Below are 26,053 nucleotides of genomic sequence, written 5' to 3'. Positions count from 1 at the left end.
TCACACCTGCATCTGGGCGGCCAGCGCGAGCAGCAGTCCCTCGTCGGAGCGCGGGGAAATCAGCTGAATACTCATTGGTAACCCCTCGTTGGAGTGGCCCACCGGGACGGTGATTGCAGCTACTGAGGCGACGTTCACCATGGAAGTGTAAGGGGTGTACTGGCACTGCAACATATAATCCACATCGGCCGTGGATTGTGTATAGTGCCCGATCTTCGGTGGGATCGAGGCCATGGCAGGGGTAGCCACCACATCGAACGCGGACCATTGGCGCACGAAGTCCGCCGCGATCTGCTTCAACCTCGAACCTGCCTGCAGGCTCTGCTCCAGCGAGCGGTCGGCGGCACGGCGGCGGAAGTCCCTTGCCAGATCCCCGAGCAACGAATCATCCGAGACCGGAACGTACTTCAGCCCATTGGTCCACACCGCCGCGAAGGTTTCGGGATAGTCCGTGGCGTAGTGCAGGTTGGCCGGCTGGACGCGATGGCGTTCTCCAAGGCGGTCCAGGCCCTGGGTGAATGCAGCCCGGGCTTCCTGTGCCAGGGCTATTTCATAGACCGGCTCAAATGGAGAATGGGTGCTGTACCCAATTTTCAGGCCGTCCAGGCGCTGGGGATAGCTTCCCTGCAGCAACGGCAGGTAGTGGTCCTTGCCGCGCATGGCATCAAGCAGCAAGGCCGCATCCAGGGCGTCATGGGCCAACGGACCGCTGACCGTTAACTTCGGTGCGCCCATCGGATCGGTGTATCCATCGAGGACATCGCTGGGAATGCGGCCCAAAGAAGGCTTCAGCCCGACCAGCCCGCAGGCGGCCGCGGGGATGCGAACCGAACCGCCGCCATCAGAGCCTGGACCCAGCGGAATCATGCCGGCGGCAACCGCTGCGGCCTGCCCGCCGGAGGATCCGCCCGAGGATCGCGTGGGGTCAAAGGGATTGCGTGATGGGGGAGCCACGAGGTTTTCGGAATGGCTGCTCAGCCCGAACTCTGGAACCTGCGTCTTGCCCAGGATCACCACACCCTCGGCGCGGAGCCTGGCCACCAATGAGTGATCGCGTTCAGCAACCATTGCAGGCATGGCCGCGGTGCCATAGGTGGTAGGCATCCCGGCCACGTCGTTCAGGTCCTTGAACGCAGTGGGGAGCCCATGCAAGCGGCCAATGTTCCCGCGGGCATGCGCTTGGTCGGCCGCTGCGGCAGCCTCCATGGCGTTTTCTGCCACGTGGACGAAGGCGCCAAGATCCGCCTGCTCTTCGATGCGCTTGAGGTAGTGCTCGGTGACCTCGCGGCTTGAACGCTCGCCGCGGGCTAGCTCGTCTCGCAATTTCAGGGCGCTTGAGGGAAACATGTCGGCTTTCGACGCAGGAAATGACTAGTCTTATAAGCAAACACCCTATGTGAGAGGAATGCTAGCCGTGAGCGATTTTGAGACTGTCTCGGTCAACGATGTCCCGAAGGATGCCTTCATCCTTGACGTACGCGAAGACTTCGAATGGGAAGCCGGCCGTGCTGCCGGAGCAACCCATATTCCCCTTGGCTCCTTGCCAGAGAAGATTTCCGAACTTGATCCGGATGCAGACACCTACGTCATCTGCCGTACCGGTGGCCGCTCGGCCCAGGCCGCATCATGGCTCACTGTCATGGGCTACACCGCCTTCAACATTGCCGGCGGCTCGGATGCGTGGATCGAAGCGGGCCTGCCAATGGAAGCGGACAACGGTCAGGAGCCAACCGTACGATGAGCTATGCCTATCTGGGACCTGCTGGCACTTTCACCGAGTCGGCCCTGCTGCAGGTTCCCGGGGCTGCCGACGCGCAGCGGATTCCGGCCTCCAACGTCAACGTGGCGCTGTCCATGGTGCGCGAGGGAACCGCGGATGCGGCGATGGTCCCGATCGAGAACTCGGTAGAAGGCGGCGTTTCGGCCACCTTGGACGCCATTGCGCAGGGCGAAGCCCTGCAGATTGTCTCCGAAATCCTGGTTCCGATCACTTTCGTGCTGGCGGTACGCCCTGGCATTGATTCGCTGGAGCAGATCAAGCAGATCTCGACCCACGGGCATGCCTGGGCGCAGTGCCGTTTATGGGCCGAAGCGAATATTCCCGGGGCCGCATTCACCCCGGCTTCTTCCACGGCTGCTAGCGCCCTGGCACTCGAAGATCACGAACCGCCGCATGATGCGGCAATCTGCTCTCCGCTGGTGGCCCAGGAGCGCGGACTGAAGGTGCTGGCGCGCGGGGTCGAGGACAACATCGGCGCGGTCACCCGCTTTATCCTGGTGACTCGTCCGGGAAGGATCCCGCAGCCTACCGGCGTGGACAAGTCAACGCTGATCCTGCCGCTGCCCGAGGACCGTCCCGGTGCGCTGATGGAAATCCTCGAGCAATTCACCGCTCGCGGAGTGAACCTTTCGCGCATCGAGTCGCGTCCTACCGGCAAGAGCTTGGGAGAGTACTTCTTCTCCGTTGATATCGAAGGCCACGTGGCCGAGGAACGCGTCGCTGCCGCCCTCTCGGGGCTGCACCGGCTGTCCCCGCAGCTGCGCTTCCTCGGTTCCTACCCGGCTGCCCAAGGCCTGGAGCCGGCCGTGGATACGCATAATTCCGATGCGGCCTTCAGCGACGCCCGCGCTTGGGTGCAGTCGCTGCGCGACCGGCTGTAAGCAGATAGCGCGAAGGCCCGGCCGGTCTCCCTGCAAGGGAAACCGGCCGGGCCTTCGGCATAGGCTATGGGGTGCGCAGGCGCAGGGCGCTCGGGTTCACCGACACCTGCAGTTCGTTGACCTGGCCGGTGGGGTCCCCATCGATCTGGGTATTCATCGGCTCATCGCAACGCAGCGACACCCCAGGGGTCTGGTAGAAGCTCATCACCGGAATCTTGTTCTTGGCGCGGAATGCGGTCTTCAGCAATATCCACGTCCAGCCGGCGGCCGAGCGAGGCGAAAGGATCACGGCGTCGAGCACGCCGTCATCGATCTTGGCGTCGGGCACGAAATCCAGGCCCTGCAGCTTTCCGCAGTTGGCGAAGAGCACCGAGCGGACCTTACGGGTCTGCCAGCTGTCGTCGCCCGAGAGCTTGAAGCTGACCTTCTTGCGCTGGCCCGGCAACTGGCGCAGGCCAGCTTCCGAGTAGGCCAGCCAGCCGACCTTGGATTTCAATTCTTCATTGGTGTCGTCAAACAGGTCTGCGTCGGTGCCCACCCCGGCGATGACCAGGAAAGCATGGTCTGCTTCTTTGCCGTCCAGCAGCTGCAGCTTCATGTGCCCGACGTCGATCCGGCGAACCATCCCGCGCACCGCAACCAGCGCCGCGGTGTGCAGGTCGTCCAATGGAATATCCACGTTGCGGGCCAGCAGGTTGCCGGTGCCCAGCGGAAGGATTCCCAGGGATGCATCGGTGCCTTCAAGCACTTCCGCCACGGCCCGGATGGTTCCGTCTCCGCCTGCGGCAATAATTGTGTCGCATTGCGCATCGAGTGCTTCCCGGGCCGCGTCCTGGCCGGCATTGTCCTTTGTGGTTTCAAGGATCAGTGGTGCCTCCAGGCCCGCCTCAGCGCAGACGCGCACCACGGCTTCCTTCGCTTCGTCAGCACCTGACTTGGAAGGATTGATGACCAGCGCAACCTTGGTAGCTGCTGCCTGTTCGGCCGCTTCGGGGTGCTTCACTAGCGGTTTGCTGTAGTTCGATAGCTTGCGCACCGAATACCAACTGGTCGCCGCGGCGGCAGCTGCAGCAGCCACGGCAGAGAAAACGATCACACGATTTGTCTGCATAATGCTCTCATCGTACTCATGATTGCTACCCTTAACATGTGATCGACCTGAAAATGCTCACCGAAAATCCGGATTTGTACCGCGCCTCGCAACGCGCGCGCGGTGCCGACGAGTCGCTAGTTGACCAGCTTCTGGCAGCTGACACGGCACGTCGTGAAACCATCGCCACCTACGAGCGCCTGCGTGCCGAGCAGAACGCGTTCTCCAAGAAGGTCGGCAAGGCCAAGGGCGACGAGCGCGCCGCCCTGCTTGCCGAGGTCAAGGAGCTCGCTGCCGCGGTGAAGTCTGCCCAGGCCGAGTCCGACGCGGCCTCCGCCAAGTGCACCGCACTGCAGCGTTCCATCCCCAACCTGATCATCGACGGCATCCCTGCCGGCGGCGAGGACGACTTCTCCGTCGTCAAGCACGTGGGCACCGCCCGCGACTTCAAGGCCGAGGGCTTCGAGCCGCTGGACCACCTGCAGATCGCTGAGAAGCTGGATGCCATCGACATGGAACGCGGCGCCAAGGTTTCCGGCTCGCGCTTCTACTTCCTCAAGGGCATCGGCGCCCGACTGGAAATCGCGATGATGAACATGGCCCTGGATGTGGCCATGCAGCATGGCTTCATCCCGATGATTACCCCCACCCTGGTTCGCCCCGAAACCATGCAGGGCACCGGCTTCGACGTCGAGCACGATGACGAGATCTACAAGCTCGAGCGCGACAACATGTACCTGGTCGGCACCTCCGAGGTGGCCCTGGCCGGCTACCATGCGGACGAGATCATGGACCTGGCCGACGGCCCCATCCGCTACGCCGGCTGGTCCTCCTGCTACCGCCGCGAGGCTGGTTCGGCGGGCAAGGACACCCGCGGCATCATCCGCGTGCACCAGTTCAACAAGCTGGAGATGTTCGTCTACGCCAGTGTCGAGGACGCCGAGGCAGAGCATGCGAAGCTGCTGGCCATGGAAGAGGACATGCTTGGACGCATGGAACTTGCATACCGTGTCATCGACACCGCCGCTGGCGACCTGGGCATGAGTGCCGCGCGCAAGTTCGACTGCGAAGCCTGGGTCCCGACCCAGGGCACCTTCCGCGAACTGACCTCGACCTCGAACTGCACCACCTTCCAGGCCCGCCGCCTGAATATCCGCGAACGCGAGATCATCGATGGCAAGGCCGGCAAGACCCGTTCGGTGGCAACCCTGAACGGCACCCTGGCCACCACCCGCTGGCTCGTTGCGATTCTGGAAAACCACCAGAACCCGGACGGTTCGGTCAACGTGCCCAAGGCACTGCAGCCTTACCTTGGCGGACTCGAACTGCTCAAGTAGCCAAGGTCCGGATATTTGCCGGCTGCCCCTCACGGGGCAGCCGGCAAATGCTTTTAACCCGTTGTTCACTTGGTGCTGTGCCTTGGGTCATCGCCAAAAACCCGCGGTGGTGGTTAACTTGAGCCATGACTGTTATGACTAAGCTCGGCAACGATGACCGGCTGACCAAGCAAAAATTGATGATTTGCCTTGACGTGGATGGCACCATAGTCAACCACCAGGGGGAAATGAGCCAGCGCGTGCGTGAAGCCGCGCGGGCAGTAGTGGCCCAGGGCCATGAGGTAATCATCTCCACCGGACGCTCTTTGGGTGCGGCCCTGCCCATCATGGAAGAGCTGGGCATCGACCATGGCTACGTCGTGGTCAGCAACGGCGGGGTGCTCGCGAAGGTGTCCAAGGATGAAGTCGCGATCCTGCACCGCGAGATCTTCGACCCGTCGACAGCGCTCAAGGCGCTGCGCGACCAGCTTCCCAAGGCCAAATACGCCTTGGAAAACGAGCGCGGCGAATTCCTCTCCAGCGAAACCTTCGGCGATATGAGTTTTGGCGCCGAGAGCAAGGTTGTGGATTTCGGCGAGCTGGTCAACAGCAAGGCCGTGCGCGTGGTGGTCTTCTCTACCGATAACACCGCCGAGGAATTCGGGCATGCAGTGCAGAGCTTGGGGCTCTCCGGGGTGACCTACTCGGTCGGCTGGACTGCCTGGCTGGATATTGCCGCCGAGGGCACTACCAAGGCCAGCGGCCTGGAGCGGTTGCGCGCAATCCTGAAGTTCGATTCGAAGAACTCGCTGGCCGTCGGCGATGGCCGAAATGACGTCGAAATGCTGCAGTGGGCCGGACATGGCGTAGCCATGGGCCAAGCGCCGGATGAGGTCAAGGCAGCGGCGGACGCCGTGACCGAAGGCGTCGACCAGGACGGCCTGGCCATTGTCCTGGAAGGGCTGCTCGGCAACTAGCAGCAGGTTCTAGAGCTGGTCGGTGTATTCCAGCAGCCGGGCGATCGCTGCCCGCGCACCCAGCTCGTCGTTGTACCCCGAACGCACGATCGCCGCAGATACTGCCTGGGGGGTGATCCCCAGGATCTCGGCGACCGCCTTTTGCTGCCCGCGCACCCCGGGAGTCAGCAGGTCGACGACGGACCATTCGGCCTCGGTGCGGGTGCGGATCCACTGCCCAAGCATGCGCAGCAGGCCCTCGAGCTCGCTGTCCATCTCGTCATTGCCCGAGGAAACGCAGATCGGGACCCTTTCGCCGCGGTGGCTGGCCGCTTCCAGCGCGCCGAGCGCGCGCCGGGCCGCTTTGCCCTCGACCAGGTCGGCCTCTGCGGGCACCGGCTCATACAGGCTGCCGATGCCCAGCCCGATATTGCAGAAGTTCAGCCGTGCCACGCGCAGCAGCGCGTCGACGGCGGCATCGGGGTCCTTGGGCACCCCGAGCAGCAGCTGCCCGCTGAGCGCGGTGAACGGCGCGTGGGTGTCGACCTGTTCCAGCTGGTGCCAGAGCTGCTCGCTGGCGGCGGCAACATCGGTGACCGAGCGGGGCCGGGGGCTGAGCGCAACGACAAACATGATTCAAGTATTGCGTGTGCAACCGGGTTTGTCGCGCACTGCGCGCTGCAGGCTGCCGCTAGATTCCCTGCGGAAGCCGGATGCTGGCGCGCCGGATGAACAACTGCGTCGCCGGGCCGATGAGCAGTGCGTAGGCCACGGTGCCGATGCCTACCGGTCCGCCCAGCAGCCAGCCGATGGCCAGCACCGAGAGTTCCAGGGCCGTGCGGACCAGACGGATCGAAACGCCGGTGCGCCGATGCAACCCGGTCATGAGGCCATCGCGCGGACCGGCGCCGAAGTGGCTCCCGATATACAGTGCCCCTCCCAGCCCGTTGACCAGGATAGCCGCGGCCAGCGTGAGGATCTGCCAGCCCAGGCCATGGATTTCAGGCAGGAAGCTCAGGAAGGCATCCAGCGCGATTCCAAGGTACAGCGTGTTCGCGATGGTGCCGAGGCCGGGCCATTGCCTCAGCGGGATCCACGCCAGCAGCACCAGGATCCCGACCAGGATGATGATCGTCCCGAGCGAGAGCGGCAGGTGATTCGCGATGCCCAGGTGCAGCACATCCCAGGGATCAACGCCCAGCTGGGCCCGGATCATAATGGCCATGGCGAAAGCGTAGAGGGTCAGGCCAAGGAAAAGGGTAGTTAGGCGCAGGGGCAGTCGTCCGGCGGAAAGCTGCTGGCGCGGAGACAGGTTCGTTATGGTCATGGAAGCAATGCTCCGGTAAAGTGGACTTAGAAAAAATAGCCAATTATAAATGGATGGATCCATGGGACGCGTCACAGCCGCGACGCTTGCGGGCATGCTCGGTGCCGTTGATGCTTCAATGCCCGCCTACCGCTGGCTCTTCCTGGCAATGCGGGCGCTGATTGCCAACGGCCGGATCCTGCATGGCACGGCGCTGCCCAGCGAACGCGACGCCGTCCAGGCCCTGGGGCTGAGCCGCACCACGGTGTCGCGAGCCTACTCCGAACTGCGCGATGCCGGGTACGCCAGTGCCCGCCGCGGCTCGGGGACCATCGCCCAACTGCCCGGAGGCCCGGTATCCGGAGGCGCCGAACCGCTGCCGCTGGGCGGATTCGGGCCGATGCCCGGAAGCCGCGCCCTCGATCTGACGTGCGCGGCGCCAAATGCCCCTGCGGGGATGATCGCCGAGTTCGAAGCAGCGCTCGAGCAGCTTCCGCGCTACGCCGCGACCATGGGCTACTATCCGCTGGGCATCGAACCATTACGCGCCGCCCTGGCCGAGCAGTACACCCGCAAGGGGCTGCCGACTAGTCCTGAACAGATCATCGTCACCTCCGGGGCGCTCTCCTCGGTCGCCGCTGCCGGGCGCGCGGTGCTTGGCCGCGGGCAGGCGGTGCTGGCAGAAACGCCCACCTATCCGAATTCGCTGCTGGCGCTGAAGGCCCACGGGGCGCGCACCGCCGCTGTGCCGATCGGCCCGGAAGGATCGGATCTGGAGCAGATCGCCGAAGCCCTGCAAAGGATCTCGCCCGCGGCGATGCTGTGCCTGCCGGATTTCCACAACCCGGTGGGAACGCTGCTCGATGATGCCGGACGCGAACGCTGGGCCGCCGAGCTCGATCGCGCGGGAACCGTGGGAATTGTCGATGAGACCTGCGCCGAGCTATGGCTCGATGAGCGGCCCGAGGTGTTGCCGATGGCCGCATTCTCCAGGAACCTGATCAGCGTGGGCAGCGCCAGCAAGTCGCACTGGGGAGGCTTGCGCCTGGGCTGGATCCGCGCCCCGCGCCACCTGGCTGGAGCACTTGCCCGCTCCCGGATGAGCATGGATCTGGGGGCTCCGGTACTGGAACAGCTGGTGCTGGCCAATGCGCTCGCCTCGCAGTCGGCCCTGTCCCCGGCGACCCGCGAGGAGCTGCGCGGGAACCGCGATTGGATGATCGGCGAATTGGGCAAGGTGCTGCCCGACTGGGAACCCAACCGGCCTGCCGGCGGCCTGAGCTTGTGGTGCCATTTGCCCCAGCCGCGTTCCAGCGCGCTGGCGCGCCGGCTGAAAGGCATCCTGCTGGCCCCCGGAGCGACCTTTGCCGTCGAGGGGCACGGGCTGGAGCACTATATGCGCCTGCCCTTCGCCCAGGACCGCTCGCAGCTGGAGCAGGCCCTGCCGGCCATTGCCGCGGCATGGCGCCAGGTGGCTGCGTAGCCTCCGGCCCCAAGCGGATGGCGGAACTAGGCCAGAGTGCGGCTGGGCGTGCCCTGCTGGGCCGGCAGCGCAACGGTCGTGTACTTGAAGAAGAACTGCGTGGCGGGGCCAATCAGCAGCGCATATGCCACCGTGCCCACGCCCACCGGTCCGCCGAGCAACCAGCCGATCCCCAGCACGCACACCTCGATAATGGTGCGCAGCAGGCGGATCGATTTGCCGGTGCGCAAATGCAACCCGGTCATCAGGCCGTCGCGCGGGCCCGGGCCGAAGTGGCAGCCGATGTACAGCGCGCCGCCAAGGCCATTGACGGCAATGGCGCCAACCAGGGCCAGGATCTGCCACCCCAATCCGTGGACATCGGGGATGAGCCAGAGAAAGAAGTCCAGGCCAAGCCCGATGACCAGCACATTGGCGATGGTGCCCAATCCTGGCCACTGCTTGAGCGGAATCCAGGCCAGCAGCACCACAACGCCGACGATAATAACTATCGTCCCCAGCGACAGCGGAATGTAGTTAGCCAGGCCCAGGTGAAGCACATCCCACGGATCCACGCCGAGCTGGGCGCGGATCAGCAGCGCCATGGCCAGCGCAAAAAGCATGAGGCCGATGAACAGATTCGCAAGACGCAGGGGGAGCTTTCCAGCGCGCAGCTGATCGAGCGGAGTGAGGTTATGCAGGGTCATGATGCTTCAAGGCTAGCCCTGCGCTGATCCCCGGCAGTAATCCTGCAAGTATCAGATGGTCATATTCCTAGTCCCAGTCCAACCACGGGGCAGTGAGCCCCGAGGCAACCACGGCGAAAGCTCCTATGAAGAGAAGGCCGATGGCAATTGAAAAAAGAACCAGCCAGCGGGTGGGACTGCTATTCACTATCGGTGCCAGGCTTTCGTTTCATCATGATCCCGATCAAGAGGGCCACCGAGTAGACGGCGCCAAACAACGGAATGGGTATGGCTAGCGCCAGCGGTATGGCTGTGCGCACACAGCGTTCGCGAAGGAATTGCGCTAACGCGACGAGCAGGCCCAGCGCCCACAGCACCAGAATGCCAACTTCGAGGCCGTCCAGCGCCATTACCGCATCCATGGAAGCAGTCTATTCGCTCAGTCGAGGGTTCCCAATATCGCGATGCCCAGCGCCTGCGATACCTGGCTCAGGTCCCCGCGCCGAGGCTGGCGGGCCGATGCATCGGTTTCAGCGCCAACCGTGGCCTGAACCCCTGGCGGGCGCAGTGCAGGAACATGGATGAACAATGATGGGACCGGTTGGGAATACGCCAAATACGCAACGTGGTTGCACACGAAGCGTCCGGCATCTTCGGAGACCCTTGCCTCATGGCCAGCGGCCAGCAGGGCATGGACCGAGGCCGCTGGGTCAAGCGTCGCATCCAAGCGTCCCGGAGCGTTCGCCTTGATGGCCGTTGACCGTGGCTGGGCACCGTCATTGTCAGGGATGCGGGCATCATCCTCGTTGATCGCCCATCGCTCCGGCGTAATTGCATTTCGGCCTCCGGCTTCGCCTACGCAAATCAGCGCATCGGGCTGGTGCTGGGCCAAGAGCGATTCAAGAGCCGTGCCGGAGGCCGCGAAAGACACCGGAAGCATGGCCGTGAGGACATGATGCTCGCCCAGCTGGCTGGGAAGACTGGAAACGGCTTCTTGGCTGGCATTGAATTCGTCGTTGCCGAAGGGCTCGAAACCGGTGACCAAAATATGCATGGACTCATTATGGACCCAAACTGTCGGTGTCCGCTGATAGGACTGAGGCAATGGTTCGTTCGGCAGTTCTTGGATAGGTGCTCATGGTAATCGCGGTTTTTGTCCTCGTCGTCCTCAATATTCTGGCAACGGCATGTATTGCCCTGCTGCTGGTACGCAGGACATCCAGCTCTGATGGCACCCAGATCCAGGACTCGGTGCGCGCTGCCAATGCGGAGCTCCGGCAAGAACTGGGGACCCAGCGCACCGAGCTGCGCCAGGGCATGGGTGAAGTGCGTACCGAGATCGACGCCAAGCTGACCGCGATGGCAGAAGCCAATGCGAACCGCCATCTGCAGGTCCAGGGACTGCTCCAGCAGGAAATGGAAAAACTGCGCTCAGGCAATGAAGCCAAACTCGAAAAGATGCGCGAGACGGTGGACGAGAAGCTCCAGGGGACCTTGGAGAAGCGGCTGGGCGAATCCTTCGAACTGGTCAGCAAGCGGCTGGAAATGGTTCAGAAGGGGCTGGGGGAAATGCAGAGCCTGGCCCAGGATGTCGGCGGGCTGAAACGCGTGCTCACCAACGTGAAGAGCCGTGGGTCATGGGGCGAAGTGCAGCTCTCGCGCCAGCTGGAAGACATCCTCACGGCAGAGCAGTACGAGCAGAATGTGGCGGTAGTGCCCGGCAGCCGCGAGGTCGTGGAGTTCGCAGTGATCCTGCCGGGGCGGGATGCCGGAACGATCTATCTGCCAATCGACTCCAAGCTGCCGCAAGAGGACTACGAGCGCCTGCTCGATGCCCAGGAGCACGGCGACAAGGTCGCCATCGCCGCAGCCGGCAAGGCACTGGACCGGGCGATCCTTGAGCAGGCCAAGCTGATCTCCAGCAAGTACATCGCCCCGCCGTACAGCACCGACTTCGCCATTATGTACCTGCCAACCGAGGGGCTGTTCGCCGAGGTTGTACGCAGCCCGGGGCTGGCCAGCAAGCTGCAGACTGAGCACCGGGTGCTGGTCACTGGGCCGACCACCCTGATGAGCCTGCTGAACTCCCTGCAAATGGGTTTCCGGACACTGGCCATTGAGAAACGCAGCAGCGAGGTGTGGCAGGTGCTCTCGGCGGCCAAGGAAGAGTTCCGCAAGTATGGAGATGTCTGGGACAAGCTGGGCAAGCAGCTGGCCACGGCGCAGAACACGGTGCGCGATGCCGGTACCCGGACCCGTGCGGTGGAGCGGAAACTCAAAGACGTGCAGACCCTGGAGGTTTCGGCGCAAGAAGATGTGCTCAGCGGAATGCTGCCTGAAGCCTAGCGCCGGGTCCGGTGCGCCGGGCAGGTCCGGGTCTTCGGCAGCGAACCGGAGAGCCAAAGCAATGGCGGCGACCCCCAAACGGGGATCGCCGCCAAATCCAGCTAAGTCCAGTGACTAGGCCTTGAAACGCTCGATGGAGCGAGCCAGCTCGGCCTCGGCGGCTTCGCGGCCTTCCCAGCCTTCGGCCTTAACCCACTTGCCTGGTTCCAGGTCCTTGTAGCGGGTGAAGAAGTGCTCGATCTCCTTGATCAGCCATTCGTCGATGTCTTCAAGTTCCTTGATGTGGTCAAAGCGCTTGTCGGCAGGAACGCACAGCAGCTTGGCATCGCCACCGCCATCGTCGGTCATGTTGAAGACGCCAATCGGGCGAGCTTCCACGACAACACCTGGGATCAGGTCAACACCCGGGATGTAGACCATGGCGTCCAATGGATCGCCATCTTCGCCCAGAGTATCGTCGAAGTAGCCGTAGTGGGTTGGGTACTGCATCGAGGTGAACAGCACGCGATCCAGGCGCAGGCGGTGGGTCTCGTGGTCGATCTCGTACTTGACGCGCGATCCGGTTGGGATCTCGATGGTCACGTCGTGGCTCATGAAAAGCACACTCCTAAACTAGTCTTAGGGATATCCGCTAATAAGGGTATCGCCCCATTGCGCCTGATGGATAAAACTGCGAGAGGAATGTAACCATATGAACACTGCCGCCCGACGCGCCATTACGCTGGGGGTGGCGATTGTTGCCATGGTTGCAGTGATCGTCGCGATGCTGCTGGCCCCGCGGTTCTTCACCGCAGAGCCCGAGGCGTTCTACACCCCGGCCAGTGCGCAGCTGGCCGAGGAATCCCCAGTCACCGTGCGGGACCTGGACCCCGACGCCGCGCAACCAGACCCCGAGATCCTCACCGCGAAGCTGGATGCCATCCTGGCTGACAAGCCCGACCGGACTACTTTCAGCGCCCAGGTGGTGGACGTTGCCACGGGCAGCGTCCTGTATGACAGGAACTCTGAAACAAATGGCACGCCGGCCTCCAGCCTGAAGGTTGTCACCGCCATCGCGGCCCTGGATGCCCTCGGCGGAGATACCCAGCTGTCCACCAGCGTGCTGCTCGATGGCGGCACGCTGGTCCTGCGCGGCGGGGGCGATGTGCTGCTGGGCGACGGGGAATCCGACCCGGCGCACCCCAAGGGCTATGCCGGGCTGGCAACCCTGGCCAAGCAGACCGCCGAAGAACTTGAAAAGCGCGGCATCAGCGAGGTCAAGCTGTGGCTGGACGACTCGTTGTTCGGCGATGCGCACAACAATCCCGCCTGGGACAAGTCGCTGTTCACCTCAAATAACATTGGCGAGGTCTACCCGATCGCGCGCTACGCCGGGCGTGCCGGAGAAAGCACCAGCACCGCCTACCAGTCCGACCCGGCCCAGCAGGTCCGCAAGGCCTTCGCCCAAGCCCTGGGCGAGCAGGTCAAGGTGGATGAGGGTGGCCGCGGCCCCTATGAAGGTGGCGAGCAGATCACCGAGGTGAAGTCCGCACCGCTGCGCGATGTCATCAAGCACATGCTGCTGGTTTCGGATAACTACATCGCCGAAACCATGGGTAGGCTGGTTGCGCTGGACCGCCAGATGCCCGGCGAGCAAGCCGGGGCCGCCGTCGCTGCTGTTGCCCAGGCCCATGGGGCTGGTGGCCTCACGCTCGTGGACACCAGCGGCCTGGCCGCCAGGAACCAGATTTCGCCCGCTGCGCTGACCGCGGTACTGCGCTCGGCCGCCACCAGCAAGAAGCCGGAACTGCGCGAGGTCGTCTATTCGCTGCCGGTCGCCGGCTACAACGGCACCTTGATGAACCGCCTGGGCGGTGCCGGAACACTTGGCCTGGTACGCGCCAAGACCGGCTCGCTGACCGGCGTGGCCACGCTGACCGGCATGACCATGACCGAAGATGGGCGCCTGCTCGCCTTCTCGATCTATGCCGATCAGCCCAACGGAGCACTCGCACCCCACAAGCCAACCATTGACTCTGCTGTCACCGCCATCCGTGGCTGTGGCTGCCGGGGCTGAACGCCGCAGGAGTAGCAAATGAACCAGTTCGTCGATTGGAAGCTGGCGGCCAAGGCCGCGAAAACCCTGATGCCCGCCGGGCCAAGGATCCAGTCCCAGGATGCCGCCCGGATCATCGAGGAACTGCGCATCGCCGCCGGCGAAGGCCTGGTGGAGGCCGAGAAGGTCTCCAAGCTGGCTGCATCCGCGCCATCGCAAACCCTGGTGGTGGACCGGTCAGGCTGGGCCAAGGCCGTCAGCCAGAATTTCGCGGCACTGCTCCCGGCAGTGCGGCAGGATGTCCCCGGAGTGGTCCCCCTGATTGCCGGCGCAGAACTTGGAGCGGTGCTCTCGGTGCTTGGCACTCGGGTGCTGGGCCAGTTCGACCCGTTCGTCGGCCCGCGCCTGCTGCTCAACGCCCCGACCATCACGCAGATCCGCGGCGAACTGAACGTGAACGCCCGCGACTTCTACCTGTGGATCGCCACCCACGAGCAGACCCACCGCCTGCAATTCGAGCACGCTGCCTGGATCCCCGGGGTCATGAAGCAGACCCTGGCCGAGGCCTTTGAGCCGCTGGCCGGCACCACCCACTCCATGGGCGAACTGGGTGAACGCCTGAAATCCATGAAGTCCGAGGTCAGCGAACTGACCAGCATCATGTCGGTGCTGGAAGGCCACGCCATGGTCGTGATGAACGATGTCACCTCGATCCGCAGCATCAAGACCATCCGCCGCCGCTTCGAAGCCCGCGGTGAAAACCGTTCGGCCCTGGCGATCCTGCTGGGCAAGCTGTTGGGCTTGGACGCCAAGGCGCTGCAGTACAAGCGCGGGGCGAAATTCGTGCGGCATATCGTCGATGAGATCGGCTATGAAGGATTCAACGAAATCTTCACCGCCCGCGAGATGTTCCCGAGCGCTGGGGAACTCGATCACCCGGAACGCTGGTTGGCCCGCACCCGATGAGCCACGCCCTTCATCTGGCCCGCGCCGCCATCAATGCCAGCAGCGCGCCCGGGTTGAACCTGATCGGGGTTTCCGGCGGTGCCGACTCGCTGGCCCTGGCCATTGCCGCGGCTTCGCTGCCGGCTTCCTTCGGCGCTGTGGTCATCGATCACGGCCTGCAGCCCGGCAGCGCGCAGGTGGCCGAACGCGCCGCCGGGCAATGCCGCGAGCTGGGGCTGGACCCGGTGGCGGTGGTCCGGGTCGAGACCTCGGCCGATGAGGCTTCGGCCCGCAAGGCCAGGTACCGGGCCTTTGAAGCAGCCCTCGGCCAGTACAACGCGCAAGCGCTGATGCTCGCCCACACCCGCGACGACCAGGCCGAGCAGGTGCTGCTGGGCCTGCTGCGCGGATCGGGAACCCGCTCGCTGGCCGGCATCCCGGCCCGGCGCGGACCCTACCGGCGGCCCCTGCTGGAACTGTCCCGGGCGCAAACCGAGGAAATCTGCCGGCATGCGGGGCTCGGCTACTGGGAAGATCCGAGCAACGCGGACACCGGGTACAAGCGCAACCTCATCCGCCATAGGATCCTGCCCTTCTTGCGGGAGGAACTTGGCGAACATGTTCCCGAAGCCCTGGCGCGCACCGCCAACCTGGCCGCCGCCGATGCCCAGGCCCTCGATAGCTGGGCGCAGGCGGCCAAGGACGAGCACGGGTTGCGGATCCCGGACCTGGCCAAGCTCCCGGTGGCCATCAGCTCGCGAGTATTACGCCTGGCCGCCATAGAAGCAGGGGCGAGAAATGTGGGCCATGAGCGAACGGCGGCGCTGTGCGCGCTGGCCGGGCTCGGCGTCCCCAAGTCCAAATCAGCCGGTCCTGTGCAGTTCGATGGCAGGATCAGTGCCTTCCGGCGGCAATCGGTGATCGTTTTCACCACAACCGGCTAAACAACCTTCCGCTAAATGTGGCACTCTAGGTAAGTACCACACCTCTAGAATCAGGAGAATTCTCGTGGATTCCAATGCAGTCAAAGCCGATCTTGCGCACGTTCTGTACACCAAGGAAGAAATCCAGGCTCGCGTGGAAGAACTCGCCGCGCAGATCGACAAGGATTACGAGGGCCGCGACATCCTCGTGGTAGGTGTGCTCAAGGGCGCCGTGATGATCATGGCTGACCTGGTTCGCGCACTGAACTCCCACCTGACCATGGACTGGATGGCAGTGTCCTCCTACGGTTCGGGTACCCAGTCCTCCGGTGTGGTGCGCATCCTCAAGGACCTGGATTCCGACCTCATGGGCAAGCACGTGCTGATCGTCGAGGACATCATCGACTCCGGCCTGACCCTGTCCTGGCTGAAGTCCAACTTGGAATCCCGCGGCCCGGCCTCGGTTGAGATCTGCACCCTGCTGCGCAAGCCGGAGGCAGCCAAGGTGGAAATCGACGTCAAGTACGTCGGCATGGACATCCCGAACGAATTCGTGGTGGGCTACGGTCTGGACTTCGCGGAAAAGTACCGCAACCTGGATTGCGTGGGCACTTTGGCCCCGCACATTTATCAGTAGGGAACTTTTCTCGCCAATGGGGCGTTGAGAAGTATCGAAGGTGGCGTGACCCGGACGCCAGAGCAGTGCGTGAGGGGGATGCGCCAGGCGCGGGGCCTGTCGGATCAATGAAAACGAAGAAGCTTTTTAACAGCTGGATCATTTGGGTCCTGGTCGGCGTTGTCGCCGTGGTGTTGTTCCTGCCGATGGTCTTCGGCAATAATTCGGCCAAGGTGGACACCTCCGTAGGCCTGCACCAGCTGACCAGCGGCAATGTCACCGAAGCGAAGATGTTCGACGGCGACCAGCGCGTCGACCTGAAGCTGCGCGACGCCCTGAAGGTCGATGGCGTGGACAAGGGCACCTCGGTGAGCTTCTACTACTCCACCGCCCGTGCCGAACAGGTGGTCGATGAGATCAACAAGGCCAACCTGGGCAAGTTCACCGACCAGCCGGTGGAAAGCAACTGGCTGCTGTCGATGCTCGGGATCATCATCCCGTTCCTGCTGATCGCCGGCATCTTCTGGTTCATCCTCGCCCGCTCCCAAGGCGGCGGCTCCAAGGTCATGCAGTTCGGCAAGTCCAAGGCGAAGCTGATCACCAAGGACATGCCGCAGGTGACCTTCAAGGATGTCGCCGGCGCCGACGAGGCCGTGGAAGAACTCCACGAAATCAAGGAATTCCTGCAGGAACCAGCCAAATTCCAGGCCCTGGGCGCGAAGATCCCCAAGGGCGTGCTGCTCTACGGCCCTCCGGGCACCGGCAAGACCCTGCTGGCCAAGGCCGTGGCCGGCGAGGCGGCGGTACCGTTCTACTCGATCTCCGGTTCGGACTTCGTCGAGATGTTCGTCGGCGTGGGCGCCTCGCGCGTGCGCGATCTGTTCGAGCAGGCCAAGACCAACTCCCCGGCGATCATCTTCGTTGACGAAATCGATGCAGTGGGCCGCCATCGCGGTGCCGGCATCGGCGGCGGCAACGATGAGCGCGAGCAGACCCTGAACCAGTTGCTGGTGGAGATGGACGGCTTCGACGCCACCACCAACGTGATCCTGATTGCCGCGACCAACCGCCCCGACGTGCTGGACCCGGCGCTGCTGCGCCCGGGACGCTTCGACCGCCAGATCCCGGTGGAGGCACCGGACCTGAAGGGCCGTGAGCAGATCCTGGCAGTGCACGTGAAGGGCAAGCCGATGGATGCCACCGTGGACCTGAACGCCGTCGCGAAGAAGACCCCGGGCTACACCGGCGCCGACTTGGCCAACGTGCTCAACGAGGCCGCGCTGCTCACCGCCCGCTCCAACGCGAACCTGATCGACGACCGCGCCCTGGATGAGGCCATCGACCGCGTCATGGCCGGCCCGCAGAAGCGCACCCGCCTGATGGACGAGCACGAGCGCAAGGTCACCGCCTACCACGAGGGCGGCCACGCGCTGGTGGCCGCGGCCATGAACCAGACCGCCCCGGTCACCAAGATCACCATCCTGCCGCGCGGCCGCGCGCTGGGCTACACCATGGTGGTTCCCGAGTCCGACAAGTACTCGGTCACCCGCAATGAGCTGCTGGACCAGATGGCCTACGCCATGGGCGGGCGCGTCGCCGAGGAGATCGTCTTCCACGATCCGTCCACCGGCGCCTCGAACGACATCGAGAAGGCCACCGCCACCGCACGCAAGATGGTCACCGAATACGGCATGAGCGAGAAGGTCGGCGCCGTGCGCCTGGCCGGCTCGGCTGCCGAGCAGGGCATGGGCACCGCCTCCCGCGACTTCTCCGACGAAATGGCCCACCTGGTGGACCAGGAAGTGCGCGAGCTGATCGAGCAGGCGCACAACGATGCCTACCAGGCGCTGATGGCCAACCGCCATGTGCTCGACCGCTTGGCCCTGGCCTTGCTGGAGCGCGAGACGCTGAACCAGAAGGAGATCGCCGAGATCTTCTCCGACCTGGTAAAGCGCGAGAAGCGCGAAGTCTGGCTGAGCAACGAGGCCCGTCCGGTGCACAACGAGGGCCCGATATTAAGCCCCAAGGAGCGCGCAGCTTCCTCGACCGACTAGGATCGAAGCGTGAGTGAACTACAAGAGATTGATCAGCCGCGGATCGCGGCAGCCGTGCGCGAGATCCTGGAGGCCATTGGCGAAGATCCAGACCGCGACGGCCTGGTAGACACCCCGAAACGGGTGGCCAAGGCCTATGCGGAGTTCTTCGCCGGCCTGCACCAGAAAGCGGCAGACCACTTGTCCACCACCTTCGACATCGAGCACGATGAGATGGTGCTGGTCAAGGACATCCCGTTCTACTCGACCTGCGAGCACCACCTGGTGCCCTTCTACGGTTCGGCGCATATCGGCTACATCCCGGGCAAGGGCGGCAAGGTCACGGGCCTGTCCAAGCTGGCCCGCCTGGTCGAGGTGTACGCCCGCCGCCCGCAGGTCCAGGAACGCCTGACCACCCAGATCGTCGACGCCCTGGTGGAGCACCTGAACCCCTCCGGTGCGATTGTCGTCGTTGAATGCGAGCACATGTGCATGTCCATGCGCGGCGTGCAGAAGCCCGGCGCGAAGACCGTGACCAGTGCGGTGCGCGGGCAGTTGCGTGAAACTGCCACCCGTGCCGAAGCCATGAGCCTGATCCTCGGAAAGTAGGAACCCCATGTCGCTTGGAGCGATCCCGGGCACCGGCCCGAACACCAGCCCATTGCCGGTTATCCGCAAGTCCAGCAAGAAGACCATGGCCGACCTGCCAACCGGCCGCACCCTGGTCATGGGCATCCTGAACGTCACCGAGGACTCCTTCTCGGATGGCGGGAAGTACCTGTCCGCCGATGCCGCCATCGACCAGGGCCTGAAGCTGCTGTACTCCGGTGCCGACATCATCGACGTGGGCGGCGAATCCACCCGCCCCGGCGCCAAGGACGTGGATCCTGACCTGGAGCGCGAGCGCATCATCCCGGTCATCGAAGCCCTGGTGAAGGCCGGTGCGGTGATCTCCGTGGACACCATGCATGTTTCCACCGCCCGCGCGGCCATCGCCGCCGGCGCGCACATCATCAACGACGTTTCCGGCCTGACCTATGAGCCGGGCATGCCGGAGCTGATCGCGGAAACCGGCGTCCCCTATGTATTGATGCACCGCCGCGGCACCGCGCAGGACATGGTCTCCGAGGCCAACTACCAGGACGTGGTCACCGAGGTCATCGGCGAATTGCGCATGCTGCGCGATGAATTCGTCGCCAAGGGCGTGGCCCCGGAGCAGATCATCATCGATCCGGGACTGGGCTTCGCCAAGGATGCGCAGCACAACTGGGCGCTGCTGGCCAATGTCCCTGCCATCGAAGAGCTGGGCCACCGGGTGCTGATCGGCACCAGCCGCAAGCGCTTCCTGGGCGAACTGCTGGCCGAAGGCTCCAAGAGCCGCGCACCGATGGAACGCGATGCCGCGACCGCCGCGACCACCGTGCTGGGCGCGCGCGACAAGGTCTGGGCAGTGCGCGTGCACGATGTCGCCGGCAACCGCGACGCCATTGAAGTCGTGCAGGCATATGGATCGCATTAGCATCTACGGAATTTCGGCCACCGGCTACCATGGCGTCTTCGACCATGAGAAGCGCGACGGCCAGGAATTCATAATTGACGTGGTGCTGCACGTGGATATCTCGCGTGCAGCAGCCAGCGACAATGTTCTTGACACCGTGCACTACGGCGAAGTCAGCGAGCTGGTAGTCCAGCAGATCCAGGCCGGTCCGTGGGACCTGATCGAGAAGCTGGGCAGCGAAATCGCCGAGGCGATCCTTGCCGCCTACCCGGGCGTGTTCACCATCGACGTGGTGGTGCACAAGCCGCAGGCTCCAATCCCGGTACCGTTCACCGATGTCACCATTTCGCTGACGCGGCACCAGAAGCAGCACACCGCGATCATCGCGTTGGGCGCCAACCTGGGTGATCCGCAGGCTACCCTGGCCGCCGCGGTGCAAGATCTCGGTGCAGAAGTCGAGCTGCTCAAGGTTTCCCCGCTGGCCATCACCAAGCCGGTAGGCGGTCCACCGGAACAGCCGGATTACACCAATCAGGTTGTCCAGGTGCGTACCCGGCTGGCCCCGCATGACCTGCTGGATCTGTGCCAGTCCATAGAAGCCAAGCACCACCGCACCCGCGAGGTGCGCTGGGAAGCGCGCACCCTGGACCTGGATCTGATCGCCTACGACCAGCTGAGCCTGGATGATGAGCGGTTGACCCTGCCGCATCCGCGCGCCGCGATCCGCGGCTTCGTGCTGGCACCGTGGAGCTGGATGGATCCGGACGCGGTGCTGAACGGGCAATTGGTTTCCCGCTTGGCCGCCGAAGCTGCCGATACGAAGGACATTATCCGGCTATGACCAAGCTGAAGCTGCGCTGGTTGCTCTGGTGCGCGGGGCTCGGGGCCGTGGCCGGCTGGATTGCGTTGCGCCTGCTCACCGCGGCAGGCAGGTACGCGCCGGTCCTGGATTACTCCGCCCTGTACTCGCTGGGCGCAGTCTGCGCGGTGATCCTGTTCCTGGGGATCCGCGTGAAGCGCTCCACCCTGGGCAAATCGGACTTCGAGCCGATCGCCGCAGCTCGCACCCTGGTTTTGGCGCAGGCCTCGGCATACGCAGGTGCGGTGATTGCCGGTTGGCATGTTCCAGCCATCATCACCCTTTGGGCGGCCACTGGGATCACCCCCACCCTGACCCGCGGCCTAGTGCTGACTGGTGCTGGTGTCCTCATGGTGATTATTGGGTATATTGTTCAGCAACTGTGCAAACTACCTCCGGAGGATACCGATGGCAACAGCGACTCCGTGGTCACCGAATAACTTCACCCCAGCCCACCGGGACTACGCCAAGGTCAAGCTCACCACCTGGGCGATCACCTGGGGCCTGATCTTGCTGGCGTCACTGGTTCCTGCCGTGCTGGCAGGTACCGGCCTCGGCGTCCCGCTGTGGCTGGTGCTTTCACCGGCCCTGCTGGTGCTGGTCATCGCGCTGCTGGCATTGCGCATCATTCGTCGCCAGGTCGCCGCACTGGGCTATCTCGAACGCGAAGAAGACTTCATTGTCCGCTCCGGGGTGATGTGGCGCAAGCAGGTGGTCATTCCCTACGGCCGCATGCAATACGTCGAGGTCAACAGCGGGCCGCTGGAGCGCCGCTATGGCTTGTGCCAGCTGACGCTGAACACCGCCGGCAGTGCTGCCACCGCGCACGTCTACGGGTTGCCCGAGCGCGAAGGGCAGGCCCTGCGCGAGCGGCTCGTGGCCGCTGGTGAAGAGAAAATGCTATGAGCCAGCCCGAAGAACTGGCCACCGGGGAAAGCACCGAGCCATGGCAGCGGGTGCATCCCGCCAGCCCGTTCGTCCACGGGTGGCTGGCCATCATCGGCCTGGGCTACATCTACTGGCAGAACACCGACGACCTGTCCTGGGCGGAGCGCTTTTCCGGCGACAGGTTGATGTGGACCGTCGCGGGCGCCGGTATCGCACTGGTCGTGGTGCTCATCTTCTACTTCCTTTCTTGGTACTTCACCCGCTACAAGCTCACCAGCACCCACGTGTACGTGAATTCCGGGATGCTTTTCCGCAGCCAGAAGCAGGCACGCATCGACAAGGTGCAAGGCATAGACATCGCCCAGCCACTGGTTGCCCGGCTGCTGGGCCTTGCTGAACTGCGCTTTGATGTGGCCGATTCCTCCGAGTCGGTGCTGCGCCTTTCCTTCCTGCGCAAGGCCGATGCCCACGCACTGCGCGTGGTCATCCTGGAGCGGGCCCGCGGCGAAGAACCTGCCGCTGCCCAAGAAGTCGGCTCGGGGGCCGCAACGGACCGCGTGGCAGCGCAGCCGCTGGCAGCCGCGGAAGCATTGCCGCTGATGGCCAACGTGCCCATTGGGCGCCTGATCGCCTCCTTGTTCCTGCAATTGCCGGCGATCGTCGGCGTGCTCGCATGCCTGGCGATGCTGGTGCTTTGGCTTAGCGGTGTCGAGGGAATCATCGCGGCCCTGGTCCCGGCAGCCTTGGCCTTCGGCAGCTTCTACTACAAGCAGCTGAACCAGGGCTGGAACTTCACCGCCAGCGCCTCGGACACCGGCATGCGGATCAGCTACGGGCTGGCTGACACCCGCCAGCACTCCATTCCCGCCGGCCGCGTCCAGGCCATTTCGGTGACGGCACCCTTCTTCTGGCGGATGCTGGGCTGGTACAGGGTGGAAGTCAACGTGTTGGGCACCAAGAGCGATGACGCGGATAACCTGCAGGTGCTCCCGGTGGGCGACTTCGAGTCGGTCGCCCGCATCATGGGGATCTTGCTGCCGGATCTTGGCGTTGCCAACCAGCGCGAGGTGCTGGCCACCGCGGTGAGCACCGGATGCGAACACGGGTTCATCGGCTCCCCGGAACGCGCAAAGCCGCTATCGCCCGGAGCATGGAAGCACCAGGCATTCCTGGCCACCGGCACCACGGTGGTTTCCCGGTATGGCTGGCTGGCCCGACAGGCCAGTTTCGTGCCGCATAACCGGGTGCAGGGCATGAGCTGGAGCCAGGGGCCATGGGAGCAAGGACGTAAACTGGCCGGTGTCCGCTTGCACTGTGCCGGCGGAAACATCATCGGATACCTGCATCAGATTGATGCGGGCACCGCAGCAGAATTTGTTCGGGCGCAAACCCGGCGCCTGGTTGAAAGGTAGAAGTGGACGCACCACGCTTGGGAATCGGCATCATCTCCGCCGGCAAGGTAGGCACCGTACTTGGTGCGGCGCTGGCAGCCAGTGGACACCGGATCACCGGAATCCACGCCGTCTCGGAGGATTCGCGCGATCGCGCCGACGCTTTGCTGCCCGGCGTGGAACTGCTGGACCCGGCAGAAATCCTGCGCCGCAGCGAACTGGTGCTCTTTGCGGTACCCGACGACGTGCTCGGCGAACTGGTGGCCGGCCTGGCAGCGGGCGGACATATCGCCCCGGGCCAGTTGATCGCGCACACCGCCGGGCGGTACGGCACTTCGATCCTGCAGCCGGCCATGGATGCTGGCGCCTTTGGACTGGCAATCCATCCGGCGATGACCTTCACCGGCATGAGCATGGACCTCCAGCGCCTGACCGACTGCGTCTTCGCGGTCACCGCTAACGAGATCATCCTCCCGGTAGCCCAGGCGCTGGTGGTGGAAATGCGCGGGGAGCCGGTGGTGATCGCCGAGCAGGATCGTGCCAGCTACCACGCGGCCCTGGCCCATGCGGCAAACCACCTGAACACCATCACGGCGCAATCGGCGGATATCCTGCGCCGTATCGGTGTTGAAGAACCATCCAATACCCTGCGCGCCCTGATGTACGCGAGCCTGGATAATGCGCTGCGTTCCGGCGCGGGCGCGCTGACCGGCCCGGTAGCGCGAGGCGATAGCGGAACGGTCACCGCGCACCTTCAGGCGCTGGCCGACGACCCGGCAGAAACCAATAATTCCTATCGGAGCCTCTCGCGCGCTACCGCGCTGCGCGCGGCCGAACGCGGCCTGATCTCCCAAGGCACGCTGGAAGAGCTTCTGCGAGTTCTAGAATAGAAGGGTGAAAACCCCGAAGATTGTAAAGACACGTGCCGAGCTGAAGGCTGCTATTGCCGCGGCTAACCCGGGATCGCTGGGCTTCGTGCCCACCATGGGAGCCCTGCACAGCGGACATGCCTCGCTGTTCAAGGCCGCCCGCGCAGAAAACGAACTTGTAGTCATCTCCGTATTCGTCAATGAGCTGCAGTTCAACGATGCCAGCGACTACGCCAATTATCCGCGCCAGCTCGACGCTGATGTGCAGCTGGCCGGTGCTGCCGGGGTAGATATTGTCTTTGCCCCGGAAGCCTCCGAAATCTACCATGCCGGCCTTCCGCTGGTGAAGTTGAGCTCCGGAGCGCTGGGTGAAATGTATGAAGGCGCCTCGCGTCCAGGCCACTTCGATGGCATGTTGGCCGTAGTCGCCAAGCTGCTGCACTTGGCCGACCCGCGTCGGGGCGAATACCGCGCCTACTTTGGCCAGAAGGATGCCCAGCAGCTGGTGCTGATCCGCCGCATGGTTGCCGACCTGGATTACCCGGTGGAACTGCGTGCGGTGCCGATCGTCCGCAGCCAGAATGGCCTAGCGCTTTCCAGCCGCAATGCATTGCTCAGCGAGGAAGAGAAGGAAGCGGCCTTGGTGCTGCACCGTTCGATCCAGCTGGTTGCCGAGCGTGCGGCACGCAATGAGCCGCTGTACATCGAGGATGCCATCGGCATGTACCAGATGGCCCCGCTGGTGGAGCTGGACTACTTCGCCGTCGTGGACCCGGATACCCTGCAGGAACTGGCATTCAACTGCCAGGACACCCCCTTCACCGGCGAAGGCTTGATCCTTGTCGCGGCGAAGGTGGGCAACGTCCGGCTGATCGACAACCAGCCGATCTAGGCAAAGCGTCGAGCAGTCTCCTCGAGGATCTGGCGGAAGCCGCACAGCTCCTGCATGACTTCGGCGGCAGGCTGCTCGGCGCCCACGAACTGCACGGCCTCACCGGCATAGACCGGGGCCATGTCCGTCAGCGCTTCGGCGCGGGCCTGCTCCATCTGCTCGCGCAGTGCATCGTTCGGCTCCCAGCTAGAAAGATCCGCGTGCTTGTCGCTGAACTCGTTGCGCAGCGCGCGTCCGCCGAACTCCGGCGCCCATGGCAATTGCTGGGCGACATCGAAGGCGCGGGTATAGACAGTGTCGTCCAGGCCAGCATTGCGTGCTGCGTTCTTCATGTTCTCGTGCCCGCTGGCCTCTGTTGCCGAGAGGAAGCGGGTGCCGATCCAGACGGCTTCCGCGCCAGCTGACAGTACCGCGGCGATACCTCGCGCAGTACCGATGCCGCCGGCTGCAACCACAGGCTTCTGGTGCTGGGCGGTTGCCAGCTGCAGCAGCGGCAGAGTTCCGGCTTCATTGCGGCCATGTCCGCCACCTTCCGCGCCACGGGAAATGATGATGTCGATGTCATCAGCCATCGCGCGTTCCAGATCTGCCGCGTTGCCTACCTGCATGGCGGTCAGAACTCCAGCCTCATGGGCTACCGCCGCGGCCCGGGTGACATCGCCGAAGCTCAGGGTCACCAACGAGGGCCCAAACTCCAGGAAGGCCTCTAGCGGGGAGAGATCTGCTTCCAGCGCCCAGGCCATGAAGCCCACGCCCCATGGGGTGCTCAGGGATTCAACGAATTGCGTTTGCTGTTCAATCCAGTCCGCTTTGGGAGTTGCTGGCGAACCGATCATTCCTACACCTCCAGCACGAGAAACAGCTGCAGCCAAGGCGCCTCCAGCCGCGCCAGCCATAGATGCATTGAAGATGGGTTCGCGGTATCCAAGGAGTCTTTGTAGGTCGCTCATGAGCCCAGACTAGAACAGCGAAATGAATGTGACCTAGAACGCGGCCCCTCGATTTGTAAGAGCCTGAAAACCTGTGTATAGTTTTTATCTGTTGCCGGAACGGAAACAACACGGAATATACCGATTGTTTACCCGGCAGCCAATCACTTTTCACTAAAGGTTTTCCCCCGATTTTGATCGGATCAGGAAGTCTGGTAAGTTAGGAAAGTTGCTCCGGAGCGAAGCAGTGATCTTCTGAAATGGTCATTGTGGTGTCGAGAGTGTTTGTTGTTTGAGAACTCAATAGTGTGCCAAGTTTGTTGATACCGAATATTTTTATTTGGTGAATACA

28 protein-coding genes are annotated in these 26,053 nt (G+C 63.8%); 19 read left to right on the top strand and 9 right to left on the bottom strand.

Translation table 11 applies throughout. The features are described from left to right. Positions 1–1,347: an amidase gene (locus ACRDT3_RS07380; protein WP_431492361.1), complete on the bottom strand. Its 1,347-nt coding sequence runs from the start codon at positions 1,345–1,347 to the stop codon at positions 1–3. Between the two features lie 67 nt (positions 1,348–1,414). On the opposite strand from ACRDT3_RS07380, the gene ACRDT3_RS07375 reads away from it, so the two are divergent. Continuing rightward, positions 1,415–1,741, top strand: a complete 327-nt coding sequence (locus ACRDT3_RS07375) for a rhodanese-like domain-containing protein (protein ID WP_431492360.1) — start codon at positions 1,415–1,417, stop codon at positions 1,739–1,741. Further along, positions 1,738–2,661, top strand: a complete 924-nt coding sequence (pheA, locus tag ACRDT3_RS07370) for a prephenate dehydratase (protein WP_431492359.1) — start codon at positions 1,738–1,740, stop codon at positions 2,659–2,661. Before ACRDT3_RS07375 ends, pheA begins: the two co-directional genes overlap by 4 nt. Positions 2,662–2,725: 64 nt before the next feature. Here pheA and ACRDT3_RS07365 read toward each other — a convergent pair whose 3' ends face one another. After that, entirely contained in the window at positions 2,726–3,772 is a 1,047-nt protein-coding gene (locus ACRDT3_RS07365) for a diacylglycerol/lipid kinase family protein (RefSeq protein ID WP_431492358.1), read from the bottom strand. A gap of 38 nt (positions 3,773–3,810) precedes the next feature. On the opposite strand from ACRDT3_RS07365, the gene serS reads away from it, so the two are divergent. Continuing rightward, positions 3,811–5,088, top strand: a complete 1,278-nt coding sequence (gene serS, locus ACRDT3_RS07360; protein WP_431492357.1) for a serine--tRNA ligase — start codon at positions 3,811–3,813, stop codon at positions 5,086–5,088. A gap of 125 nt (positions 5,089–5,213) precedes the next feature. After that, positions 5,214–6,044, top strand: a complete 831-nt coding sequence (locus tag ACRDT3_RS07355; protein ID WP_431492356.1) for an HAD family hydrolase — start codon at positions 5,214–5,216, stop codon at positions 6,042–6,044. Positions 6,045–6,053: 9 nt separating this feature from the next. Here ACRDT3_RS07355 and ACRDT3_RS07350 read toward each other — a convergent pair whose 3' ends face one another. After that, a complete protein-coding gene (locus tag ACRDT3_RS07350; protein WP_431492355.1) occupies positions 6,054–6,656 on the bottom strand; it encodes a hypothetical protein in 603 nt (200 codons plus the stop codon). A 58-nt stretch (positions 6,657–6,714) separates the two neighbouring features. Further along, positions 6,715–7,350: a YczE/YyaS/YitT family protein gene (locus ACRDT3_RS07345; protein WP_431492354.1), complete on the bottom strand. Its 636-nt coding sequence runs from the start codon at positions 7,348–7,350 to the stop codon at positions 6,715–6,717. Between the two features lie 61 nt (positions 7,351–7,411). Between ACRDT3_RS07345 and ACRDT3_RS07340 the strand changes: the two genes are divergently transcribed. Continuing rightward, positions 7,412–8,812, top strand: a complete 1,401-nt coding sequence (locus ACRDT3_RS07340) for a PLP-dependent aminotransferase family protein (protein ID WP_431492353.1) — start codon at positions 7,412–7,414, stop codon at positions 8,810–8,812. A gap of 26 nt (positions 8,813–8,838) precedes the next feature. Here ACRDT3_RS07340 and ACRDT3_RS07335 read toward each other — a convergent pair whose 3' ends face one another. The 3 genes from ACRDT3_RS07335 to ACRDT3_RS07325 form a co-directional block, all read right to left on the bottom strand. After that, on the bottom strand, positions 8,839–9,498 hold the full coding sequence (locus ACRDT3_RS07335) for a YczE/YyaS/YitT family protein (RefSeq protein WP_431492352.1): 660 nt from the start codon (positions 9,496–9,498) through the stop codon (positions 8,839–8,841). Positions 9,499–9,677: 179 nt separating this feature from the next. Then, positions 9,678–9,887: a hypothetical protein gene (locus tag ACRDT3_RS07330; protein WP_431492351.1), complete on the bottom strand. Its 210-nt coding sequence runs from the start codon at positions 9,885–9,887 to the stop codon at positions 9,678–9,680. A 29-nt stretch (positions 9,888–9,916) separates the two neighbouring features. Next, positions 9,917–10,531 (bottom strand): pyroglutamyl-peptidase I, encoded by a 615-nt coding sequence (locus tag ACRDT3_RS07325; protein ID WP_431492350.1) that lies wholly within the window; start codon positions 10,529–10,531, stop codon positions 9,917–9,919. A gap of 83 nt (positions 10,532–10,614) precedes the next feature. Between ACRDT3_RS07325 and ACRDT3_RS07320 the strand changes: the two genes are divergently transcribed. Continuing rightward, entirely contained in the window at positions 10,615–11,823 is a 1,209-nt protein-coding gene (locus tag ACRDT3_RS07320; RefSeq protein WP_431492349.1) for a DNA recombination protein RmuC, read from the top strand. Positions 11,824–11,937: 114 nt separating this feature from the next. Here the strand turns inward: ACRDT3_RS07320 and ACRDT3_RS07315 are convergent, their stop codons facing one another. Next, positions 11,938–12,417, bottom strand: a complete 480-nt coding sequence (locus ACRDT3_RS07315; RefSeq protein WP_013347472.1) for an inorganic diphosphatase — start codon at positions 12,415–12,417, stop codon at positions 11,938–11,940. A gap of 97 nt (positions 12,418–12,514) precedes the next feature. On the opposite strand from ACRDT3_RS07315, the gene dacB reads away from it, so the two are divergent. The 13 genes from dacB to panC all read left to right on the top strand — a co-directional run bounded on the left by dacB (position 12,515) and on the right by panC (position 24,772). Further along, a complete protein-coding gene (gene dacB / locus ACRDT3_RS07310; protein WP_431492348.1) occupies positions 12,515–13,879 on the top strand; it encodes a D-alanyl-D-alanine carboxypeptidase/D-alanyl-D-alanine endopeptidase in 1,365 nt (454 codons plus the stop codon). An 18-nt stretch (positions 13,880–13,897) separates the two neighbouring features. Continuing rightward, positions 13,898–14,824 (top strand): zinc-dependent metalloprotease, encoded by a 927-nt coding sequence (locus ACRDT3_RS07305; protein WP_431492347.1) that lies wholly within the window; start codon positions 13,898–13,900, stop codon positions 14,822–14,824. Further along, positions 14,821–15,747: a tRNA lysidine(34) synthetase TilS gene (tilS, locus tag ACRDT3_RS07300; RefSeq protein WP_431492346.1), complete on the top strand. Its 927-nt coding sequence runs from the start codon at positions 14,821–14,823 to the stop codon at positions 15,745–15,747. Before ACRDT3_RS07305 ends, tilS begins: the two co-directional genes overlap by 4 nt. A gap of 64 nt (positions 15,748–15,811) precedes the next feature. Further along, positions 15,812–16,363, top strand: coding sequence for a hypoxanthine phosphoribosyltransferase (hpt, locus tag ACRDT3_RS07295; protein WP_105658629.1), 552 nt, complete (start codon positions 15,812–15,814; stop codon positions 16,361–16,363). Positions 16,364–16,470: 107 nt separating this feature from the next. Then, positions 16,471–18,396 (top strand): ATP-dependent zinc metalloprotease FtsH, encoded by a 1,926-nt coding sequence (gene ftsH / locus ACRDT3_RS07290; protein WP_431492345.1) that lies wholly within the window; start codon positions 16,471–16,473, stop codon positions 18,394–18,396. A gap of 9 nt (positions 18,397–18,405) precedes the next feature. Further along, positions 18,406–18,984, top strand: a complete 579-nt coding sequence (gene folE / locus ACRDT3_RS07285; RefSeq protein WP_286134348.1) for a GTP cyclohydrolase I FolE — start codon at positions 18,406–18,408, stop codon at positions 18,982–18,984. A gap of 7 nt (positions 18,985–18,991) precedes the next feature. Continuing rightward, on the top strand, positions 18,992–19,894 hold the full coding sequence (gene folP, locus ACRDT3_RS07280; RefSeq protein WP_431492344.1) for a dihydropteroate synthase: 903 nt from the start codon (positions 18,992–18,994) through the stop codon (positions 19,892–19,894). Then, a complete protein-coding gene (folK, locus tag ACRDT3_RS07275) occupies positions 19,881–20,714 on the top strand; it encodes a 2-amino-4-hydroxy-6-hydroxymethyldihydropteridine diphosphokinase (protein ID WP_431492343.1) in 834 nt (277 codons plus the stop codon). Before folP ends, folK begins: the two co-directional genes overlap by 14 nt. After that, a complete protein-coding gene (locus ACRDT3_RS07270) occupies positions 20,711–21,172 on the top strand; it encodes a DUF3180 domain-containing protein (RefSeq protein WP_431492342.1) in 462 nt (153 codons plus the stop codon). Before folK ends, ACRDT3_RS07270 begins: the two co-directional genes overlap by 4 nt. Further along, entirely contained in the window at positions 21,141–21,638 is a 498-nt protein-coding gene (locus ACRDT3_RS07265; RefSeq protein WP_431492341.1) for a PH domain-containing protein, read from the top strand. The genes ACRDT3_RS07270 and ACRDT3_RS07265 overlap by 32 nt, the downstream gene beginning before the upstream one ends. Next, positions 21,635–23,032: a PH domain-containing protein gene (locus ACRDT3_RS07260; RefSeq protein WP_431492340.1), complete on the top strand. Its 1,398-nt coding sequence runs from the start codon at positions 21,635–21,637 to the stop codon at positions 23,030–23,032. The genes ACRDT3_RS07265 and ACRDT3_RS07260 overlap by 4 nt, the downstream gene beginning before the upstream one ends. Positions 23,033–23,034: 2 nt before the next feature. Beyond that, complete coding sequence (locus tag ACRDT3_RS07255) at positions 23,035–23,901, top strand: Rossmann-like and DUF2520 domain-containing protein (RefSeq protein WP_431492339.1); 867 nt, start codon at positions 23,035–23,037, stop codon at positions 23,899–23,901. A 4-nt stretch (positions 23,902–23,905) separates the two neighbouring features. Continuing rightward, complete coding sequence (panC, locus tag ACRDT3_RS07250; protein WP_431492338.1) at positions 23,906–24,772, top strand: pantoate--beta-alanine ligase; 867 nt, start codon at positions 23,906–23,908, stop codon at positions 24,770–24,772. On the opposite strand, the gene ACRDT3_RS07245 is transcribed toward panC, so the two are convergent. Beyond that, the gene (locus ACRDT3_RS07245; protein ID WP_431492337.1) at positions 24,769–25,608 is read right to left on the bottom strand and encodes an NAD(P)H-dependent flavin oxidoreductase; all 840 of its coding nucleotides are present in this window, start codon (positions 25,606–25,608) and stop codon (positions 24,769–24,771) included. The genes panC and ACRDT3_RS07245 overlap by 4 nt on opposite strands. Between the last annotated feature and the right edge of the window lie 445 nt (positions 25,609–26,053).

Origin of the sequence: Glutamicibacter sp., from assembly GCF_050701915.1 — a bacterium.
Classification (GTDB): domain Bacteria; phylum Actinomycetota; class Actinomycetes; order Actinomycetales; family Micrococcaceae; genus Glutamicibacter.
The sequence above is the reverse complement of the archived record's forward strand: the minus strand, read 5'-3'. Positions and strand labels throughout refer to the sequence as shown.

What these genes read in the sequence shown, in the direction of transcription:
- ACRDT3_RS07380 (WP_431492361.1), bottom strand. Translation starts at nt 1,347, where the DNA reads ATGTTTCCCTCAAGCGCCCTGAAATTGCGAGACGAGCTAGCCCGCGGC.
- pheA (WP_431492359.1), top strand. Translation starts at nt 1,738, where the DNA reads ATGAGCTATGCCTATCTGGGACCTGCTGGCACTTTCACCGAGTCGGCC.
- ACRDT3_RS07365 (WP_431492358.1), bottom strand. Translation starts at nt 3,772, where the DNA reads ATGCAGACAAATCGTGTGATCGTTTTCTCTGCCGTGGCTGCTGCAGCT.
- ACRDT3_RS07355 (WP_431492356.1), top strand. Translation starts at nt 5,214, where the DNA reads ATGACTGTTATGACTAAGCTCGGCAACGATGACCGGCTGACCAAGCAA.
- ACRDT3_RS07350 (WP_431492355.1), bottom strand. Translation starts at nt 6,656, where the DNA reads ATGTTTGTCGTTGCGCTCAGCCCCCGGCCCCGCTCGGTCACCGATGTT.
- ACRDT3_RS07345 (WP_431492354.1), bottom strand. Translation starts at nt 7,350, where the DNA reads ATGACCATAACGAACCTGTCTCCGCGCCAGCAGCTTTCCGCCGGACGA.
- ACRDT3_RS07340 (WP_431492353.1), top strand. Translation starts at nt 7,412, where the DNA reads ATGGGACGCGTCACAGCCGCGACGCTTGCGGGCATGCTCGGTGCCGTT.
- ACRDT3_RS07335 (WP_431492352.1), bottom strand. Translation starts at nt 9,498, where the DNA reads ATGACCCTGCATAACCTCACTCCGCTCGATCAGCTGCGCGCTGGAAAG.
- ACRDT3_RS07330 (WP_431492351.1), bottom strand. Translation starts at nt 9,887, where the DNA reads ATGGCGCTGGACGGCCTCGAAGTTGGCATTCTGGTGCTGTGGGCGCTG.
- ACRDT3_RS07325 (WP_431492350.1), bottom strand. Translation starts at nt 10,531, where the DNA reads ATGCATATTTTGGTCACCGGTTTCGAGCCCTTCGGCAACGACGAATTC.
- ACRDT3_RS07320 (WP_431492349.1), top strand. Translation starts at nt 10,615, where the DNA reads ATGGTAATCGCGGTTTTTGTCCTCGTCGTCCTCAATATTCTGGCAACG.
- ACRDT3_RS07315 (WP_013347472.1), bottom strand. Translation starts at nt 12,417, where the DNA reads ATGAGCCACGACGTGACCATCGAGATCCCAACCGGATCGCGCGTCAAG.
- dacB (WP_431492348.1), top strand. Translation starts at nt 12,515, where the DNA reads ATGAACACTGCCGCCCGACGCGCCATTACGCTGGGGGTGGCGATTGTT.
- ACRDT3_RS07305 (WP_431492347.1), top strand. Translation starts at nt 13,898, where the DNA reads ATGAACCAGTTCGTCGATTGGAAGCTGGCGGCCAAGGCCGCGAAAACC.
- tilS (WP_431492346.1), top strand. Translation starts at nt 14,821, where the DNA reads ATGAGCCACGCCCTTCATCTGGCCCGCGCCGCCATCAATGCCAGCAGC.
- ftsH (WP_431492345.1), top strand. Translation starts at nt 16,471, where the DNA reads ATGAAAACGAAGAAGCTTTTTAACAGCTGGATCATTTGGGTCCTGGTC.
- folP (WP_431492344.1), top strand. Translation starts at nt 18,992, where the DNA reads ATGTCGCTTGGAGCGATCCCGGGCACCGGCCCGAACACCAGCCCATTG.
- folK (WP_431492343.1), top strand. Translation starts at nt 19,881, where the DNA reads ATGGATCGCATTAGCATCTACGGAATTTCGGCCACCGGCTACCATGGC.
- ACRDT3_RS07270 (WP_431492342.1), top strand. Translation starts at nt 20,711, where the DNA reads ATGACCAAGCTGAAGCTGCGCTGGTTGCTCTGGTGCGCGGGGCTCGGG.
- ACRDT3_RS07265 (WP_431492341.1), top strand. Translation starts at nt 21,141, where the DNA reads ATGGCAACAGCGACTCCGTGGTCACCGAATAACTTCACCCCAGCCCAC.
- ACRDT3_RS07260 (WP_431492340.1), top strand. Translation starts at nt 21,635, where the DNA reads ATGAGCCAGCCCGAAGAACTGGCCACCGGGGAAAGCACCGAGCCATGG.
- ACRDT3_RS07245 (WP_431492337.1), bottom strand. Translation starts at nt 25,608, where the DNA reads ATGATCGGTTCGCCAGCAACTCCCAAAGCGGACTGGATTGAACAGCAA.